Source organism: Jiangella sp. DSM 45060 (assembly GCF_900105175.1).
Taxonomy (GTDB): Bacteria; Actinomycetota; Actinomycetes; order Jiangellales; family Jiangellaceae; genus Jiangella.
Window position 1 is genome coordinate 5,907,506 of record NZ_LT629771.1, and the last position, 16,736, is coordinate 5,924,241.

Consider the following 16,736-nt stretch of genomic DNA (forward strand, 5'->3'; position numbering starts at 1 on the left):
ATTGCTACGGCCCGTCGGGCGTCACGGCCGCGCGGACGAAGCCGCCGGCGGCCGCGAGCCGCCGACGGGCCTCGGCGGCGTCGACGCCGGCCAGCAGCATGACCGTCGCCGTCTTGGTCTCGTCGCCGCTGGCGGCCAGCGCGGCCGCCACCGCGTCCTCCGGCTCGCCGGTGGCCTCCTGGACGATGCGCTGGGCGCGTCGGCGCAGCTTGTCGTTCGTGGCCCGCACGTCGATCATGAGGTCGCCGTGGGTGTGCCCGAGCTGCACCATGACCAGCGTCGAGATGGTGTTGAGCACGAGCTTGGCGGCGGTGCCGGCCTTGAGCCGGGTCGACCCGGCGACGACCTCCGGGCCGGTGAGGGCCTCGACGGCGACGTCGCTGGCGGCGGCGATCGGCGACCCGGCGTTGTTGACGACGGCGACGGTGTAGGCGCCGGCCGCGCGGGCGGCGGCCAGCGCGCCGAGCACGTACGGCGTGCGGCCCGACGCGCTCACCGCCACCACGACGTCGTCCGGGCCGGGGCCGAGGGCCTCGAGGTCGGCGCGACCGCCGTCGAGGTCGTCCTCGTCGTGCTCGGCGGCCGAGCGCACGGCGCCGAACCCGCCGGCCATGACGGCGATCACCTGCCGCTCGTCGACGCCGAAGGTGGGCCGGCACTCGGCGACGTCGAGGACGGCGAGCCGGCCGGGTGTGCCGGCGCCGACCTCGATCAGCCGTCCACCGCGGCGCAGCCGGGCCACGGTGGCGTCGATCGCCTCGACCAGCCGGTCGCGGGTCGAGGCGACGGCGTCGACCGCCACCCGGTCCTGCTCGGCCATGAGGTCGACCTGTTCACGCGTGCTGCGCAGATCGAGACCGGCGGCAGCCGGCAACCGGCCCTCGGTGGCCAGCAGGTCCAACTCGGAGTTCGTCACTCGGCCGTCCTCGCCGGTCTGCGGGCCGGCTGCAACTCGACACGGAACTGATAGCGGTCGCCACGGTAGACGGAGCGGACGAACTCGACCACACGGCCCCCGGTGTCGCGGGAGATCCGCTCGAACAGGAACGCCGGCGAGTGCAGCGGAACACCGAGCAACTCGGACTCGAACTCGTCGGTGACCGTCGCCTCGATGGTCTGCACGCCACCGGACAGCTCCAGCCCGTACACGTCGTGCAGCAGCTCGTAGAACGAGCCGTCGGCGAGCATCATGCCGTCCAGCCCGGGTGCGATGCTGCGCGGCACGTGCAGCGTCTCGACGGCCATCGGCGCGGCGTCGGCCAACCGCAGCCGCGTCACCCGCACGACGCTCTCGCCCGGTGAGATCTCCAGCCGCCGGCCCAGCGGCGCGCCGGCCAGCACGTCGTCGACGACCAGGGTGCGGCTGGACGGGACGGCGCCGCGCTGGCGCATGTCCTCGGAGAACGACGTGACCGCCAGGCCCTGCGCGATCTTCGGCCCGGCGACGAACGTCCCGGCGCCCTGACGGCGGACCAGGCGGCCCTCGCGGACCAGCTCCTCGACGGCGCGCCGCAGCGTCATGCGCGAGACGCCGAACCGTGGCGCTAGCGCACGCTCGGGCGGCAGCGCGTCGCCGACGTTCAGTTCCGCGACCAGATCGAGGATCTCGTCGCGGATCGAGTGGTATTTCGCCACGTCCGCACCCCCTGTAGACGTATCGGGCAAAGTCTTCCAGACTTGGGGCCCATATTGGTCTAGTCCAACGAGGAGGACCAGCGTGAGCCGACGTCGTCGCACGCTTCCCGTCATCGTGGCACTCGTCCTCGCCACCGTCGCCGCACCTTCGGCCGTGGCCGATCCGGCGCCGGAGCAGGAACAGTGGCGCGGCTACTGGGTCGACGCCTTCAACGAGGGCATCTACACCCCCGCACAGGTCGAGGAGCTGGTCGGCGACGCCTTGGAGGTCAACGCGAACGCGCTGATCGTCCAGGTGGCCCGCCGCTACGACTGCTTCTGCAACCGTGCCGACTACCCCCGCACCGACGCCGCCATCGCGCCGGCGCCCTACGACCCGCTGGACGAGGTGATCGAGCAGGCGCACGCGGCCGGGCTCGAGGTGCACGCGTGGGTCAACTTCGGCACGCTGTGGAACTCCGCGACGCCGCCGCGCTCCCCCGACCACGTGTTCAACACGAACGGCCCGACCGCCACCGGCCCCGACCGCTGGCTGAACAAGCGCGTCGACGGCGCCGAACGGGTCGGCAACAACAGCTTCCTCGATCCCGCCAACCCGGCCGCCCGCGACTACGTCGTCGGCGCCATCCAGAGCATCGTCCGCGAGTACGACGTCGACGGCATCAACCTCGACTACATCCGCTACCCGGACCACAACTCGACCACCACGCACAGCGACTGGGGCTACAGCGAGACGTCGATCGCGCGGTTCCAGGCCGCCACCGGCCGCACCGACGTGCCGGCGCCGTCCGACGCGCAGTTCACCGAGTGGCGGCGCGAGCAGATCACCAGCATCGTGCGCCGTATCTACCTCGGCATCTTCGAGGTCGACCCGACGGTGCGGCTGAGCAACGACGGCATCACCTACGGCTTCGGCCCGCAGAGCGTCGGCGGCTGGGAGAAGACCCGCACGTATGCCGAGGTGCTGCAGGACTGGCGGGGCTGGCTGGACGAGGGGATCATCGACACCGTCGTCGCGATGAACTACAAGCGCGAGTGGATGCCCGACCAAGCGCAGATGTTCGCCGAGTGGAACGAGGTGCTGGCCGACTGGCAGGGCGACCGCCAGACGGTGTCGGGCCCGGCGCTGTACCTCAACGAGGTCGACGACAGCGTCCAGCAGGTCCGCGACCTGCTGACCCCCACCGTCGCCGGCAACACGGTCGCCGGCTGGAGCGGCTACTCCTACGCCAACGCGTCGCTGACGGCGGCCGCCGGGACGCCCGAGGTGAAGGACGCCGAGCGGGCCGCGCTGGCCGCCGCGCTCACCACCGGCCCGGACGCCCCGTTCGCCGACGACGCCGCCGTCCCGTCCATGCCGTGGAAGGAGGACCCGACGACGGGGAACGTGGCCGGCACGCTGCGGCTGCGCACCGGCGCGGCCCTCGACGGCGTCACCGTCACCCTCGAGCCGGTGGCCGGCGGCGGCGAGACCCGGACGCAGGTCAGCGACGGCTCGGGCTGGTTCGGCTTCGTCGACGTTCCGCCCGGCGTGTACCTGGCCCGCTACGACCTGCCCGACCGCGTGACCGGCGCTCCCATCACCGTCGTGCGAGTGCGGGCGGGTGAGCTGGCCGGCACGCGCACGCCGCCGTTCATCGCGCTGCCGTAGCCTCGGACGATGAGCAGCTTCGGCGTCGTCGGCGCGCGGCTCTACGCCTGGTTCAACCGCCACCCCGAGTCCAACCGGGTGGTGGTCGACCTCGCGGAGCTGCGCGCCGGCGAGCCGGTCCTGGAGGTCGGCTGCGGTCCGGGCGTCGCGCTCGAACTGGCCGCCGCCGTCGCCGGCCCCGAGCACGTCGCCGCGGTCGAGCCGTCCGAGACGTTCGTCGCCATGGCCCGCAAGCGGGTGCCCGGGGCGGACGTCCGCGTGGCCGGCGCCGAGGACGTCCCGTTCGCCGACGGCTCGTTCGCGGCCATCTACACGCTGGCCTCCATGCACCACTGGGACGACCGCGACGCCGGTCTGGCCACACTGTGCGCGAAGCTGCGCCCGGGCGGCCGCCTGGTGCTGGCCGAACGGCTGCTCGACCGGCCCGGCCACGGCATCACCCCGGCCCAGATCGGCGAGGTGACGGGCCGGCTGACCGGCTTCGGCCAGATCGGCGTCCGCACCGAGCAGCGCGACGTCGGCCGCAAGACACTGATCGCCGTCATCTCCGAGCGACCCCGCGCCGCTTGACATGGAACGCCGTTGCACGTGAGGTCGGACCATGACGCCGGAATGGCCGGTCCTGCGCCGGTACGACGCCGACCACTCGCTGCGCATCGCCCTGCCGCTCGGTGGCATCGGGACGGGGACGGTATCGCTCGGCGGCCGCGGCGACCTGCGCGACTGGGAGCTGCGCAACCAGCCGGCCAAGGGTTTCGCGCCGCGCGACAGCTTCTTCGCGATCAGGGCGGGTGACGCCGTCCGGGCGCTGGAGGGGCCGATCGACCCCGTGCTGTACGAGGGCTGGGAGGGCGCCGCGGTGCCCAACCACAGCCTGCCCCGGTTCGCACGCTCGCAGTTCCTGGCCGCGTACCCGCTCGGGCAGGTGCTGCTCGACGACCCCGCCGTCCCCGTGACGGTGCGGCTGCAGGCGTTCAACCCGCTGGTCCCGGCCGACGTCGAAGCGAGCTCGCTGCCTGTCGCGGTGCTGCGCTACGCCGTCACCAACCTCAGCGATGAGGCGCAGCAGATCACGGTCGCCGGCAGCGTCCGCAACCCCGGCGACGACCCCCGCAACGAGCGCCGCGACGACGGCGTCCTGCTCCGGTCCGGCGGCGACGTCGAGGGCGAGCGCTGGGGCTCGATCGCCCTGGCCGTCCTCGACGAGGACGACGTCACCGTCCGCACGACATGGGCCGGGTCCAGCTGGGGCGGCCCGCTGCTGGACTTCTGGGACGACCTCGCCGCCGACGGACGGCTGGACGAGCGGCCCGCCGACGGCGAGCCGGTGGCGTCGGTCGCGGCGCTGCGCACGCTCGGGCCGGGCGAGACGCACGCGTTCACGTTCCTGCTCACCTGGCACTTCCCGAACCGGCTGGACTGGCGCGGCGAGACCGTCATCGGCAACCACTACACGCAGGCGTACGGCGACGCCTGGGACGCCGTCACCGCGATCGCCCCGCGGCTGGCCGGCCTGGAGGAGCGCACCGTCGCCTTCGTCGGCGCCCTGACCGGCAGCGACCTGCCCGCTCCGCTCGTCGAGGCCGCGCTCGCCAACGTCAGCACGCTGCGCTCGCCGACCTGCTTCCGCACCCCGGACGGCCGCTTCTACGGCTGGGAGGGCTGCCACGACGACAGCGGCAGCTGCTACGGCAACTGCACGCACGTCTGGAACTACGAGCACACGACGCCGTACCTGTTCGGCGAGCTGGCGCGGTCGATGCGCGAGCTGGAGTTCCGGCACGCCACCGGCGCCGACGGCCACATGAGCTTCCGGCTGGAGCTGCCGCTGGACCGGTCCCGCGAGCACGGCGTCGCCGCGGCCGACGGGCAGATGGGCTGCCTGGTGAAGCTGCACCGCGAGTGGCGGCTCAGCGGCGACGACGACCTGCTGCGCTCGCTCTGGCCGGCCGCGCGCCGGGCGCTGGAGTTCGCCTGGATCCCCGGCGGCTGGGACGCCGACCGCGACGGCGTCATGGAGGGCTCGCAGCACAACACCATGGACGTCGAGTACTTCGGCCCGAACCCCCAGGTCGGCGGCTGGTACCTCGCGGCGCTGCGGGCGGCGGAGGAGATGGCCCGGCACCTCGGCGACGACGAGTTCGCCGCCACGTGCGCGGACCTGTTCGCCCGCGGCAGCGCCTGGATCGACGACCACCTGTTCAACGGCGAGTACTACCGGCACGAGATCCGCCCGCCGGGCAGCGAGGACGCCATCGCGCCGGGGCTGCGGCTGCCCGGCATCGGCGCCCGCGACCTCACCGCGCCGGAGCTGCAGATCGGCGACGGCTGCCTCACCGACCAGCTGGTCGGCCAGCACGCCGCCCGGCTCACCGGCCTCGGCGATCTGCTCGACGATGCGCACGTGCGCACGACCATGCGCAGCATCGTCCGGCACAACGACCGCACCGCGCCGGGCGCGCCGTTCAACCCCAAGCGCAGCTACGCACTGGCCGGCGAACCGGGACTGCTGGTCGCGTCGTACCCGCACGGCAACCGCCCGCAGCGCCCGTTCCCCTACTTCGCCGAGGTGTGGACCGGGCTGGAGTACACCGCGGCCATCGGGCTGCTGCAGGCCGGGCTCACCGACGCGGCGGTCGGCATCGTCGAGGCGGTCCGCAGCCGCTTCGACGGACGCCGCCGCAACCCGTTCGACGAGGCCGAGTGCGGCCACCACTACGTCCGCGCCATGGCCGCCTGGGGCACCATCCCCGCCCTGACCGGGTTCGGGTACGACGGCGTCAGCGGCACGCTGCGCTTCGCGGCCGCGGACCTCGCCGCCGGCCCGGTCACGTGGTTCTGGGCCTCCGGCGACGCGTGGGGCACGGCCACCCAGGCCGCGTCCGGCGACGGCGTGCGCGTGCGCGTGACGGTGGGCGGCGGCCGGCTGCGGCTGGACACGCTCGCGATCGACGGCGTCGGCGCCACGGCGGGGGCCGGCCGCGTACTCTCGACCGGTGAGTCCGCCGATGCAACCATGGGCGGTCGACGAATGTCATAACCAAGGTGAGCACCCGCGTCGAGATCGATCTGCTCGGCCCGATGCGCCTGCGGGCGGACGGGCGGACCCTCGACGTCACCACCGGCCGGCTCCGCGCGCTCATCGCCGTCCTGGCGCTGTCGGCCGGCCGCACCGTCACCGTGGCCCAGCTGATCGAGGCGCTGTGGGCCGAGCAGCTCCCGGCCAGCCCGCGGCGCAGCGTCCAGACCTACGTCACACGGCTGCGCACGCTGTTCGGCGCTGACCTCATCGCCACCAGCGCCACCGGCTACGTGCTGCACATCGACCCCGACGCCGTCGACGTGCTGCGGTTCCAGCGGCTGCTCGAGCGCGCCGACGGCAGCGCCGACCCCGTGCGGCAACGGGCGCACCTCACCGAGGCGCTGGCGCTGTGGCGTGGGCGTCCGTTCGACGACGTCGAGTCCGACTGGCTGGCCGGCACCGAGGCGCCGCGGCTGGCCGAGCGGTACCTCGGCGCGCAGGAGCGGCGCATCGCCCTCGACCTCGAGCTGGGTCGCCCGGCCGACCTCGTCCCGGAGCTGCGCGAGCTGACCGCCGCCCACCCGCTCCGCGAGCCGGCGTGGGCGCTGCTGCTGGAGGCGCTGGAGCGGTCCGAGCGGCGGGCCGAGGCGCTGGTGCAGTATGAGCGGGTGCGGGCCCGGCTCTCCACCGACCTCGGCGTCGAGCCCGGCCCGCGGCTGCAGGCGGTGTACGCGCGGCTGCTCGCGCACACCCCGGCGCGGCGGACGGCGCCCACGGTGCGCCGGGTACCCCGTCAGCTGCCCGCCGACGTCCCCGACTTCGTCGGCCGGGGCGACGCGCTGGCGCTGCTGGACCACGCGGCCGCCACCTCGCCCGTCGCGACCGTGTCGGGCACCGCCGGCGTCGGCAAGACGACGTTGGCCGTGCACTGGGCGCACCGCGTCTCCGACCGGTTCCCCGACGGCCAGCTCTACGTCGACCTGCGCGGCTTCGACCCCGACCGACCACCGGTCGACCCCACCGACGCGATCCGCGGCTTCCTCGACGCGCTGCGGGTGCCGCACGAGCTGATCCCGGCCGACGCCGACGGTCAGGCCGCGCTCTACCGCAGCGTGCTGGCCGGGCGCCGGCTGCTGGTGCTGCTCGACAACGCCCGCGACGCGCGTCAGGCCCGCCCGCTGCTGCCCGGCTCGGCCGACTGCCTGACGCTCGTGACCAGCCGCGACCAGCTGATCGGCCTGACGGCCACGGCCGGCGCGCGCGCCGTCACACTGGACCTCCCGCCGGTCACCGACGCCCGCGAGCTGCTGGTGCGGCGCATCGGCGTGCGCGCCGCGGCCGCGCCCCACGTCGTCGACGAGCTGGTCGCGCTGTGCGCCCGGCTGCCGCTGGCGCTCGCCGTGGCCGCTGCCCGGGTGGCGGAGCAGCCCGAATCGCTGGAGTACCGCGTGGCGGAGCTGCGGGCGGCCAGCGGCGGGCTCGAGGCGTTCGCCGCCGACGACGCCACCATCGACCTGCGCTCGGTGTTCTCGTGGTCCTACGACGGCCTGAGCGACCCCGCCGCCCGGCTGTTCCGGCTGGCCGGCTCCGCGCCCGGGCCCGACATCGGCGTCGCCGCCGCGGCCGCGCTCGCCGGGCTCGACGCCGACGTCGTCCGCCCGCTGCTGGGCGAGCTGACCCGCGCCCACCTCCTGACCGAGCACCGCCCGGGCCGCTACGGCGCACACGACCTGCTGCGTGCGTACGCCGCCGAGCTGGCCGAGGCCGGCCCGGCCGAGCCCGCGCTGGCGCTCGGCCGGCTGCTCGACCACTACCTCGCCACCGCGCTGGCGGCCAGCCGGCCGCTGCGTTCGGACCGCGAGACGTACGAGCCGGTCCCGCCGCCGACGGCCGGCCCCGAGGTGGCCGAGCGCATCGCCGGCGCCGACGCCGCACGCGCGTGGTTCGCCGCCGAACGGCGCACGCTGCTGGCCGCCGTCGACGCCGCGGCCGACCGCGGTTACGCCGTCCACGCGTGGCAGCTGGCGTGGGCGCTCACCATCGACCTCGACTGGCGCGGACGGTGGCGCGACATCGCGCGGGTGAACAGCTCGGCGCTGCTGGCCGTCCGTCTCCTCGACGACACCGAGCCGACGGCGCACCTGCACCGGCTGCTCGGCCGCGCCTACGGCTACCTCGACCGCTACGACGACGCCGAGGCGCACCTGCAGAGCGCGTTGCGGCTCTACGCCGAGCGCGACGACCTCGTCGGGCAGGCGCGGACGCTGCGGTCGCTGGGCGTGGTGAAGGAGCGCACCGGCCGGCACCAGGAGTCGCTCGACCACGACCTCGACGCGCTGGCGCTGTTCCGGCGCATCGGCCAGCCGGCCGGGCTGGCGGGCGCGCTGAACGCCGTCGGGTGGGGGCAGGCGATGCTCGGCAACTACCAGCGGACGCTGGAGTTCGCCGGCCAGGCGCTGGAGATCCTGCGCGGCCTGGACGACCGTCTCGCCGAGGCGGCGACGCTCGACACCCTGGGGTTCGCGCACCACCACCTGGGCGCCTACGACCGCGCCGTCGACTGCTTCGAGCGCGCGCTGGACCTACTGCGCGAGCTCGACGGCCTCTACTACGAAGTGGTCACATTGCGGAAGCTCGCCGACAGCCACGAAGCGGCCGGCGACACCGTCGCCGCCGCGCAGGTGCGTCGACTGGCCGTGGCCGCCCTGGACGAGCTGGGCGAGCGCGGCACCGAACGGCTGCGGGCGGAGCTGACCGCGTCGGTCACTGCTGAGCGGGACGGGCCTCCGGGTCGGCCGGGGCGGCAGCCGGCGTCTCGGTAGCGGGCTCGGCCGAGGCCGGCTGCGCGGCGCTGGCCTGCGCCGTCGAGGCCTGCGGCTGCGCCGGTGCAGGGTTCACGATGACCGCGTTGGACGCATCGCTGTCGGCCGGCTTGGACATCTCGCTCTTGAAGATCTTCAGCGACTGCCCGATGCCACGAGCCATCTCCGGCATCCGCTTCGCGCCGAAAAGCAGGAAGATGACGATGAGGCCGATGATCAGCTCAGGTGTACCGATGTTAGGCATTGAGTCACTTCTTCCCTGACAGGTACCGGTCCTCCCCATCGTACGCCTGCCCACTTGCGGGTATGGTTGGCGCGGTTCGGGGGATGCCGCTTCAGGAGGTCACAGCCATGTCGGGTCGCCGCTCCGGGGACCACGCGGGCCACCGCGTGCTCCGGAAGCTCTGGGCGCTCCCGGCCATCCTGCTCTCCGGCGCCCTCATGCTGGTCACGTCCGGTCCGCCGGCCGCCGCCGCGCCGTCCGGCCAGCAGCGCGGCTCGTCCGTCGCCGCGGCGGCCGGAGACCACGGGTCCCCCGCGCCGTCCGTCGGCGGCATCGACGACCTCGCCGACCTCACGCTCGTCGCGACGGCCGTCACCGTGAAGCTCGGCTACGCGCCGCCCGTCCCGGCGGGCAGCGTCGTCGGGCCGCTCGACCTGTTCCCGCTGGAGGCCGCGTCCACGCCGGCCGACCGCATCCCGGCCGACGCCGGCTGGACGCCCACCGACCCGCAGCGCGGGCCGCCCGCGTCCCGGTAGGAGACCTCCCCTCAGAACCTCGCCCGACGGCGGGCCCATGCCCGCGCGCCGGGCACGTCCCTTGGAGACCTGCCCGTGGAACGCACGTCCGCGCTCTACCTCGCGATCGCCGTCATCGCGATCATCCTGCCCAGCTACGCGCTGGTCCGCCGGCGCGCCCAGAAGCGCGGCGCCGCCACCGACACCGGGCGGTTCTTCCGCGGCGTCACGGCCGTGCTGATCCTCGTCGGCTCCGGCTTCGTCACGCTCACCGCCAGCCCGAACCTCGGCCTCGATCTCGAGGGCGGCGCGCAGATCGTCCTCGAGACCCAGGACACCGACACCGTCGAGGCCAACGCCGAGTCCACCGACCGCGCCCTCGAGGTGCTCCGCCGCCGCGTCGACGCGCTCGGCGTCTCGGAGCCGTCGCTGAGCCGGTCCGGCGACCGCCGCATCATCGTCGAGCTGCCCGGGGTCTCCGACCCGCGTGAGGCCGCCGACGCGCTCGGCCGGACCGCCCAGCTGACGGTGCACCCCGTCCTGGGCTACGACACCTCCGGCCAGGTCCCGCCCACGGAGACCCCGCCGGCCACGCCGCCCGCGGAGACCCCGCCCGCCACGCCCCCGGCCACCGAGGGCTCCGTCGGCGGCGCCATCGCGCCCGAGACCCAGGACGGCGACACCGGCACCGACGTCGTCGCCGGCTCGACGCCCGCGCCGTCCGAGACCCCCGCGCCGTCCGAGACGCCCGCGCCCGGCGAGACGCCGGCCCCCGAGTCCGGTGAGCAGCTGGTGCTGCCGGACGAGTCCGGCCAGCCGCTGATCCTCGCGCCCACCGCCATGACCGGCGAGGAGATCAACGGCGCCGACGCCATCTACGACGTGCAGCGCGGCGGCTGGCTCGTCACGCTCGACTTCAGCGGCAGCGGCGGCGACACCTGGGCCCAGCTCACCAGCGACGCCGCCTGCCAGCCCGACGGCGACCCGACCCGCCGCATCGCGATCGTCCTCGACGAGACCGTCATCTCCTCGCCGAACGTCACCACCAGCGTCCAGTGCGGCGTCGGCATCCGCGGCGGCCAGACGGAGATCACCGGCGACTTCGACGAGGAGGAGGCCAAGGACCTCGCCGCGCTGGTCGAGGGAGGCGCGCTCCCCGTCGACGTCACCACCATCGAGCAGCGGGTCGTCGGCCCGACGCTGGGTGAGGCCGCCATCGAGGCCAGCGCCTGGGCGGCGATCATCGGCATGGCCCTCACCGCGATCTTCATCGGCGTCGCGTACCGGCTGGTCGGACTCATGGCAGTCATCGCGCTGGTCGGCTACGCCCTCATGTCCTACGCGGCGCTGAGCGCGCTGGGCGCCACGCTGACGCTGCCGGGCCTGGCCGGTTTCGTGCTGGCCATCGGCATGGCGGTCGACGCGAACGTGCTGATCTTCGAGAGAGCCCGCGAGGACTACGTCGACGGCAAGACGAAGAGCCTGCGCGGCGCCGTCCAGAGCGGCTTCAAGAACGCGCTCTCGGCCATCGCCGACTCCAACGTCACCACGCTGCTGGCCGCCGGGCTGTTGTTCTTCCTCGCCTCCGGCCCGGTCCGCGGCTTCGGCGTCACCCTGACCATCGGTGTGCTCGCGTCGCTGCTGTCGGCGCTGGTGCTCAGCCGGGTCCTGGTCGAGTGGCTGGTCGACCGCCGCTGGCTGAACCGTCACCCCGACGCCAGCGGCCTGGCGCACCACGGCCGGGTCCGGCTCTGGCTGCGCCGGCGCAACCCGCAGCTCATGGCACGGCCGCTGCGGTGGCTCCTCATCTCCAGCGTCGCGGTCGTCCTGGCCCTCGGCGGCATCCTCCTCCGCGGCCTGGAGTTCGGCATCGAGTTCACCGGCGGCCGCCTCATCGAGGTGTCGCCCACCGAGGTCATCGACGTCGACGACGCCCGCACCGTGGTCGCCGACGCAGGCTTCCCGACGGCGATCGTCCAGGAATCCGGCGACGACGACATCACGGTCCGCGCCAGCGACATGTCCGACGACGACGCTGCCACCGTCATCGCCGCGCTCGACGACGCCGGCGGCGGCGCCGAACTCATCCGCGACGAGCTCATCGGACCCAGCCTCGGCGACGAACTGCAGCGCAACGCGCTCATCGCGCTGGGCGTGGCGCTGGCGGCGCAGCTGGCGTACCTCGCCATCCGGTTCCGCTGGACGTTCGGCACCGGCGCCGTCGTGGCCCTGTTCCAGAACGTCGTGATCACCGTCGGCATCTTCGCCTGGATCGGCAAACCGCTCGACGGCATGTTCCTCGCCGCCCTGCTGACGATCATCGGCTACAGCGTCAACGACACCGTCGTCGTGTTCGACCGCGTCCGAGAGACGTGGACCCGCAAGGACGGCGAGAGGTTCCGCGACGTCGCCAACACGGCGATCCTCAACACGCTGCCGCGGTCGGTGAACACCGGTGCCAGCACCCTGTTCATCCTCATCGCCCTGCTCGTCCTCGGCGGCGACTCGCTGTCCGACTTCGCGCTCGCGCTGGTCCTGGGCATCCTGGTCGGCACGTACTCGTCGAACTTCACGGCGGTGCCGCTGACGATCATGCTCGAGGACAAGAAGCCGGCCCCGCCGCCGGCGCCGAAGAAGGTCGACAAGCGCAGCCGCGAAGACCCCAACTACGGCGCCGTCGTCTGACGCCCGGTCGTCCGACGCAGTGGAGGGGACGGTGCCCGCTCGGGTACCGTTTCCCCTCTGCCCGAATAGCTCAGCTGGTCAGAGCAACCGCCTTGTAAGCGGTAGGTCGTCGGTTCGAATCCGACTTCGGGCTCCATTCACCACGTTCGAGGTCGCGAGGCCACGTAGCCCGCGATCCATGGATGACGGGTACCGGGTGTTCCGGCCGCGTCGGGACGACGTCTACGACTGGGCCGGGCGTCAGCTCCACCCGGACATCCGACGTCTGGTGGGCGTGGGGCGACGCCGTGATCGAGTTCGATCGTGCCGACGTGACGGAGATCCCGCTCGACCGGCCCGAGAATGCGGCGTTGGCGCCGGAGACGACGTATACCGGGACCGGCCGGTACGTCACCGGCTGGCTCGACCCGCAGTGATCGACCAGCTCACACCACGCGGCTGAGCAGCACGCCCATCGGCTGGTAGCCGAGGTCGCGGTACAACCGGAGGGCGCCGTCGTTCGCGTGGTGCGCGTCGAGTTGCAGGCGCACGGCGCCGAGTGCGGCGGCCGTCGTCGCGGCCGCTTCCAGGAGAGCGCGGCCGATGCCCCGGCCGCGGTGGTCCGGCAGCACCGCGACGTCGAGGGAGGCGGCCGGGACGTCGACGATCATGCTGGCCGGGCCGGGCGGCGCCAGCATGGTCACCGACGCGGAGCCGACGACGTCGCCGTCGAGGCGGGCGACCAGGATCCGCGCACGGTCCGGTCGCCGCTCGCGGTAGCGCCGGGCGACGGCGTCGAGCGGCGGGACGCGGTAGCGGTGCGGGTCGAGGCCGACGTGGTGGGCGGCGCCGGCGACGTAGACGCGGGCCAGCGCGTCGGCGTCGACGGGGAGACGGGCCTCGGCGATGGCGACGGTCATGCCGCCGATGCTGCCCGATCCTCCGGCTCCGGCGCCTCCCGGCCGATCGGCGGGACGTGCCGCAGGGTCGTCGCGACCAGGACGGCGATGCCGGCCACGGCGACCGCGCTGAGCGTCGTCACGGTGGTGAGACCGGCGAGGAAGGCCTCGCGAGCGGCGCCGAGCAGCGCCTCGGCCACCGGTGCGGGAAGGTCGGGTGCGACAGCGAACGCGCCGGCGAAGCTGTCGCGGACGGTGTCGGCCGCGGCGCCCGTGACCCCGCTGGGCAGCTCGTCGGCGATGCGGCCGCTGTAGATGGCGGCGCCGAGGCTGCCGCCCACCGCGATGCCCATGGCCGCGCCGAACTCGTTGCTGGTCTCGGAGACGGCCGACGCCGAGCCGACCCGCTCCGGCGGCGCCGAGCTGACGACGATGTCCGTCCCGAGCGTGCCCAGCGCGTTGACGCCGAGGCTGACCAGCACCCCGCCCACGATCAGCAGCGTCAGCCCGGAGCCCGGCTCCAGCCGGCTGATCAGCCCGAACCCGGCCGCCGCGACGACAAGCCCGGCGACGATCACCGTCGCGGGACGGAACCGGCCGGCCAGCACCGGCGCCGCGAGCGATGCGACGACGGTGGCGGCGCCGAGCGGCAGGAACCACAGCCCGGCCTCGGACGGCGACAGTCCCTCGACCAGCTGGAGGTGCTGGGTGAAGTAGAACCCGAACGCGTACATCACCGGCATGGTCAGCATCAACGCCACCGTCGCGGCGGTGAACCGGCGCCGGGCGAACAGCGCGAGGTCGAGCAGTGGGTCCGGCAACCGGAGCTGACGGCGGACGAAGACCACGCCGATCAGGACGCCCGCGGCGATCAGCGCCAGCGGCAGCGCGCCGGCGCCGTCCCGTGCGGTCTCCTTGAGCCCGTAGACCACGGACAGGACGGCGGCCAGCGACAGCGCGACGCTGGTGAGGTCGACGCGGCCGGGGTCGGGGTCGCGCGCCTCCGGCAGCAGCACCGGCCCGGTGAGCAGCAGGAGCACCATCACAGGAACCGCGAGCAGGAACACCGAGCCCCACCAGAAGTGCTCCAGCAGCACCCCGCCGATGGCCGGGCCGGTGACACCGCCGACGGAGAACGCGATCAGCCAGACGCCGATCGCGAGCGACCGCTGCCGGGGCTGCGCGAACATGGTGCGCAGCAGCGACAGCGTCGACGGCATCAGCGTCGCCCCGGCGATGCCGAGCAGCACCCGTGCGCCGATCAGCATCGTGGCGCTGGTCGAGTACGCCGCGACCACCGAGGCCGCCGCGAACCCCGTCGCGCCGATCAGCAGCAGCCGACGCCGCCCGATCCGGTCGCCGACCGTGCCCATCGTGATCAGCAGCCCCGCGACCATGAACCCGTAGACGTCGGTCATCCACAGCAGCTGCGTGCTGTCGGCGCCCAGTTCGGCGCCCAGGTGCGGGAGCGCCATGTAGAGCACCGTCAGGTCCAGCCCGAGCATCAGCGTCGGGAGGACGAGCACCGCCAGCCCGAGCCATGCCCGCGCCCCGGCGCGTTCCGTTCCGCCGTCCATCGACCCGCCTTCCGCCCGGATTATGTTTCGATACGGTACACAACGAAATTGTCCTCGTCGACACCGTTCCGATCCGGATCGCAATACGATGAGGGGCATGCCGGACGCCCGCGACCACCCCGCCCGCCGAGATGGCGTCCGCCGTGCGGAGGGTGCCCGCCGTTCAGGGGGCGAGGGCCGTCCGGAGGACGACCGTCGTCCGGAGGGCGGCGCCGACCGCGCCGAGGCCGCCGGGCGCTCGGAGGGCGCGCGCCGACCGGAGGGCGCGGGCCGACCGGAGGGCGCCGGGCGTCCGCGCGATCCGTCCATCGACGCCGCGGTGCTGACGGCCACGCTGATCGCGCTGACCGAGCACGGCTACACCCACCTCAGTCTCGAGGACGTCGCCCGGCGGGCCGGGACGACCAAGCCCGCGATCCGGCGACGCTGGGCCGGACGGCAGCAGCTGGTGCTCGCCGCACTCGGCAGCCGGCTGGGCGCGGTCGAGGGCCCGGACTCCGGCTGCACGCTGTGCGACCTGGACGAGTCGCTGAAGGTCTTCGTGGCCGCGTTCCAGCGGCTCCCGCCGGACGTGCTCGCGCCGTTGCTGGCCGATTGCGCGTCCGACGACGCCCTGCGCGAGCAGTTCATGACGACCCTGTTCGACCCGCCGCGGCAGGCGGTGGCGCGCACGCTGGAGCGCGCGCGGGCCCGCGGCGACCTGCGTCCCGACGCCGACCTCGGCCTCGTCCTCGACCTGCTCGGCGCGCTGATCCACTACCGCGTGCTGTTCGGCCACGCCCGCACCGGCGACCTCGAGCTGGAGCGGGCGGTCGAGACGCTGCTGCAGGGCATCGCGGCGGACTACCCGGCGCTGCTGGAGCACAGCGCGTCGGTCACCGGCGCCGCGACGCTGCACGGCCTGCACACCTGAGCCGTGCGACGATCGGTGGCATGACCCGGGAGCTGCGCACGATCTTCGACGAGGACGCGGCGCTCTACGCGCGGGTCCGGCCGGGCTACCCGGAGGCGGTCTTCGCCGCGCTCGGTGAGCTGGCGGGTCTGGGTCCGGAGGCGCGGGTGGTCGAGATCGGCCCCGGCACCGGCCAGGCGACGGTCGGCCTGGCGGCGAGCGGCGCGCGCGTCGTCGCCGTCGAGCTGGGCGCGAACCTGGCGGCGGCGCTGCGCTCGCGGACGGCCGGACTGCCCGTCGAGGTGGTGGAGGCGGCGTTCGAGCGGTGGCCGGCGCCGCCCGCGTCGGCCGACCTCGTGACATCGTTCACCGCCTGGCACTGGGTCGATCGCGCCGTGCGGGCCCAGCGGGTGGCGGACGTGCTGCGCCCGGGCGGCGCCCTGGCCACGGTGACGACGGAGCACGTGCTCGGCGGCACGGCCGCCTTCTTCGCCGACGTGCAGGACTGCTACGAGCGCTGGGACCCGGCGACCCCGCCCGGACTGCGGCTCCGGCCGGCCGACGCCATCGCGCCGTTCACCGACGAGATCGACGACTCGCCGCTGTTCCAGCCCGCGGTGCGGCGCCGCTTCCGCGCCGACGTCACGTACGACACCCGGGGCTACCTCGACCTGCTGTCGACGTACTCCGGCCACCGGGCGCTCCGCGCGGACCTGCGGCGCGGGCTGCTCGACTGCGTCGGCGGCCTGATCGAGCGCCGCTACGGCGGCAGCGTCACCAAGGCGTACCTCTACGAACTGCGCGTCGCCCGCACGTGGCCGAGCAGCCCCTGACCG

14 protein-coding genes and 1 tRNA gene are annotated in these 16,736 nt (G+C 74.1%); 10 read left to right on the forward strand and 5 right to left on the reverse strand.

Translation table 11 applies throughout. The features are described 5' to 3' along the window. Positions 1-4 precede the first annotated feature (4 nt). Complete coding sequence (locus BLU82_RS26455) at positions 5-916, reverse strand: N-acetylmuramic acid 6-phosphate etherase (RefSeq protein WP_092623931.1); 912 nt, start codon at positions 914-916, stop codon at positions 5-7. Then, on the reverse strand, positions 913-1,635 hold the full coding sequence (locus BLU82_RS26460) for a GntR family transcriptional regulator (RefSeq protein WP_069108879.1): 723 nt from the start codon (positions 1,633-1,635) through the stop codon (positions 913-915). The genes BLU82_RS26455 and BLU82_RS26460 overlap by 4 nt, the downstream gene beginning before the upstream one ends. An 82-nt stretch (positions 1,636-1,717) precedes the next feature. On the opposite strand from BLU82_RS26460, the gene BLU82_RS26465 reads away from it, so the two are divergent. Genes BLU82_RS26465 through BLU82_RS26480 form a run of 4 tightly spaced genes read left to right on the forward strand, consistent with a single transcriptional unit; the run spans position 1,718 to position 9,130 of the window. Further along, positions 1,718-3,286 carry a family 10 glycosylhydrolase gene (locus BLU82_RS26465; protein ID WP_092623933.1) on the forward strand — a complete coding sequence of 523 codons (1,569 nt, stop codon included), beginning with the start codon at positions 1,718-1,720 and terminating at the stop codon, positions 3,284-3,286. A gap of 9 nt (positions 3,287-3,295) precedes the next feature. Beyond that, entirely contained in the window at positions 3,296-3,856 is a 561-nt protein-coding gene (locus tag BLU82_RS26470) for a class I SAM-dependent methyltransferase (protein WP_092623934.1), read from the forward strand. Between the two features lie 31 nt (positions 3,857-3,887). Beyond that, positions 3,888-6,326: a GH116 family glycosyl-hydrolase gene (locus tag BLU82_RS26475; RefSeq protein ID WP_092623935.1), complete on the forward strand. Its 2,439-nt coding sequence runs from the start codon at positions 3,888-3,890 to the stop codon at positions 6,324-6,326. Positions 6,327-6,331: 5 nt separating this feature from the next. Beyond that, a complete protein-coding gene (locus tag BLU82_RS26480; protein WP_092623936.1) occupies positions 6,332-9,130 on the forward strand; it encodes a BTAD domain-containing putative transcriptional regulator in 2,799 nt (932 codons plus the stop codon). Here BLU82_RS26480 and BLU82_RS26485 read toward each other — a convergent pair. Next, positions 9,072-9,374, reverse strand: coding sequence for a twin-arginine translocase TatA/TatE family subunit (locus BLU82_RS26485; protein ID WP_092623937.1), 303 nt, complete (start codon positions 9,372-9,374; stop codon positions 9,072-9,074). The genes BLU82_RS26480 and BLU82_RS26485 overlap by 59 nt on opposite strands. A gap of 107 nt (positions 9,375-9,481) precedes the next feature. Between BLU82_RS26485 and BLU82_RS26490 the strand changes: the two genes are divergently transcribed. The 4 genes from BLU82_RS26490 (at position 9,482) to BLU82_RS36045 (ending at position 12,969) form a co-directional block, all read left to right on the forward strand. Further along, complete coding sequence (locus BLU82_RS26490) at positions 9,482-9,889, forward strand: hypothetical protein (RefSeq protein ID WP_092623938.1); 408 nt, start codon at positions 9,482-9,484, stop codon at positions 9,887-9,889. Between the two features lie 213 nt (positions 9,890-10,102). Beyond that, positions 10,103-12,553, forward strand: a complete 2,451-nt coding sequence (secD, locus tag BLU82_RS26495; protein WP_157741454.1) for a protein translocase subunit SecD — start codon at positions 10,103-10,105, stop codon at positions 12,551-12,553. Positions 12,554-12,612: 59 nt separating this feature from the next. Then, a tRNA-Thr gene (locus BLU82_RS26500) sits at positions 12,613-12,689 on the forward strand. A 151-nt stretch (positions 12,690-12,840) separates the two neighbouring features. Next, the gene (locus BLU82_RS36045; RefSeq protein WP_255367088.1) at positions 12,841-12,969 is read left to right on the forward strand and encodes a hypothetical protein; all 129 of its coding nucleotides are present in this window, start codon (positions 12,841-12,843) and stop codon (positions 12,967-12,969) included. Positions 12,970-12,978: 9 nt separating this feature from the next. Here BLU82_RS36045 and BLU82_RS26505 read toward each other — a convergent pair whose 3' ends face one another. Beyond that, positions 12,979-13,452 carry a GNAT family N-acetyltransferase gene (locus BLU82_RS26505; protein WP_092623939.1) on the reverse strand — a complete coding sequence of 158 codons (474 nt, stop codon included), beginning with the start codon at positions 13,450-13,452 and terminating at the stop codon, positions 12,979-12,981. Next, positions 13,449-15,008 (reverse strand): MFS transporter, encoded by a 1,560-nt coding sequence (locus BLU82_RS26510; RefSeq protein ID WP_092623940.1) that lies wholly within the window; start codon positions 15,006-15,008, stop codon positions 13,449-13,451. The genes BLU82_RS26505 and BLU82_RS26510 overlap by 4 nt, the downstream gene beginning before the upstream one ends. Before the next feature lie 97 nt (positions 15,009-15,105). Between BLU82_RS26510 and BLU82_RS26515 the strand changes: the two genes are divergently transcribed. Together BLU82_RS26515 and BLU82_RS26520 are read left to right on the forward strand one after the other, a co-directional pair. Then, positions 15,106-15,921, forward strand: a complete 816-nt coding sequence (locus tag BLU82_RS26515; protein ID WP_092623941.1) for a TetR/AcrR family transcriptional regulator — start codon at positions 15,106-15,108, stop codon at positions 15,919-15,921. A 20-nt stretch (positions 15,922-15,941) separates the two neighbouring features. Continuing rightward, positions 15,942-16,733, forward strand: a complete 792-nt coding sequence (locus BLU82_RS26520; protein ID WP_092623942.1) for a class I SAM-dependent methyltransferase — start codon at positions 15,942-15,944, stop codon at positions 16,731-16,733. Positions 16,734-16,736: the final 3 nt, after the last annotated feature.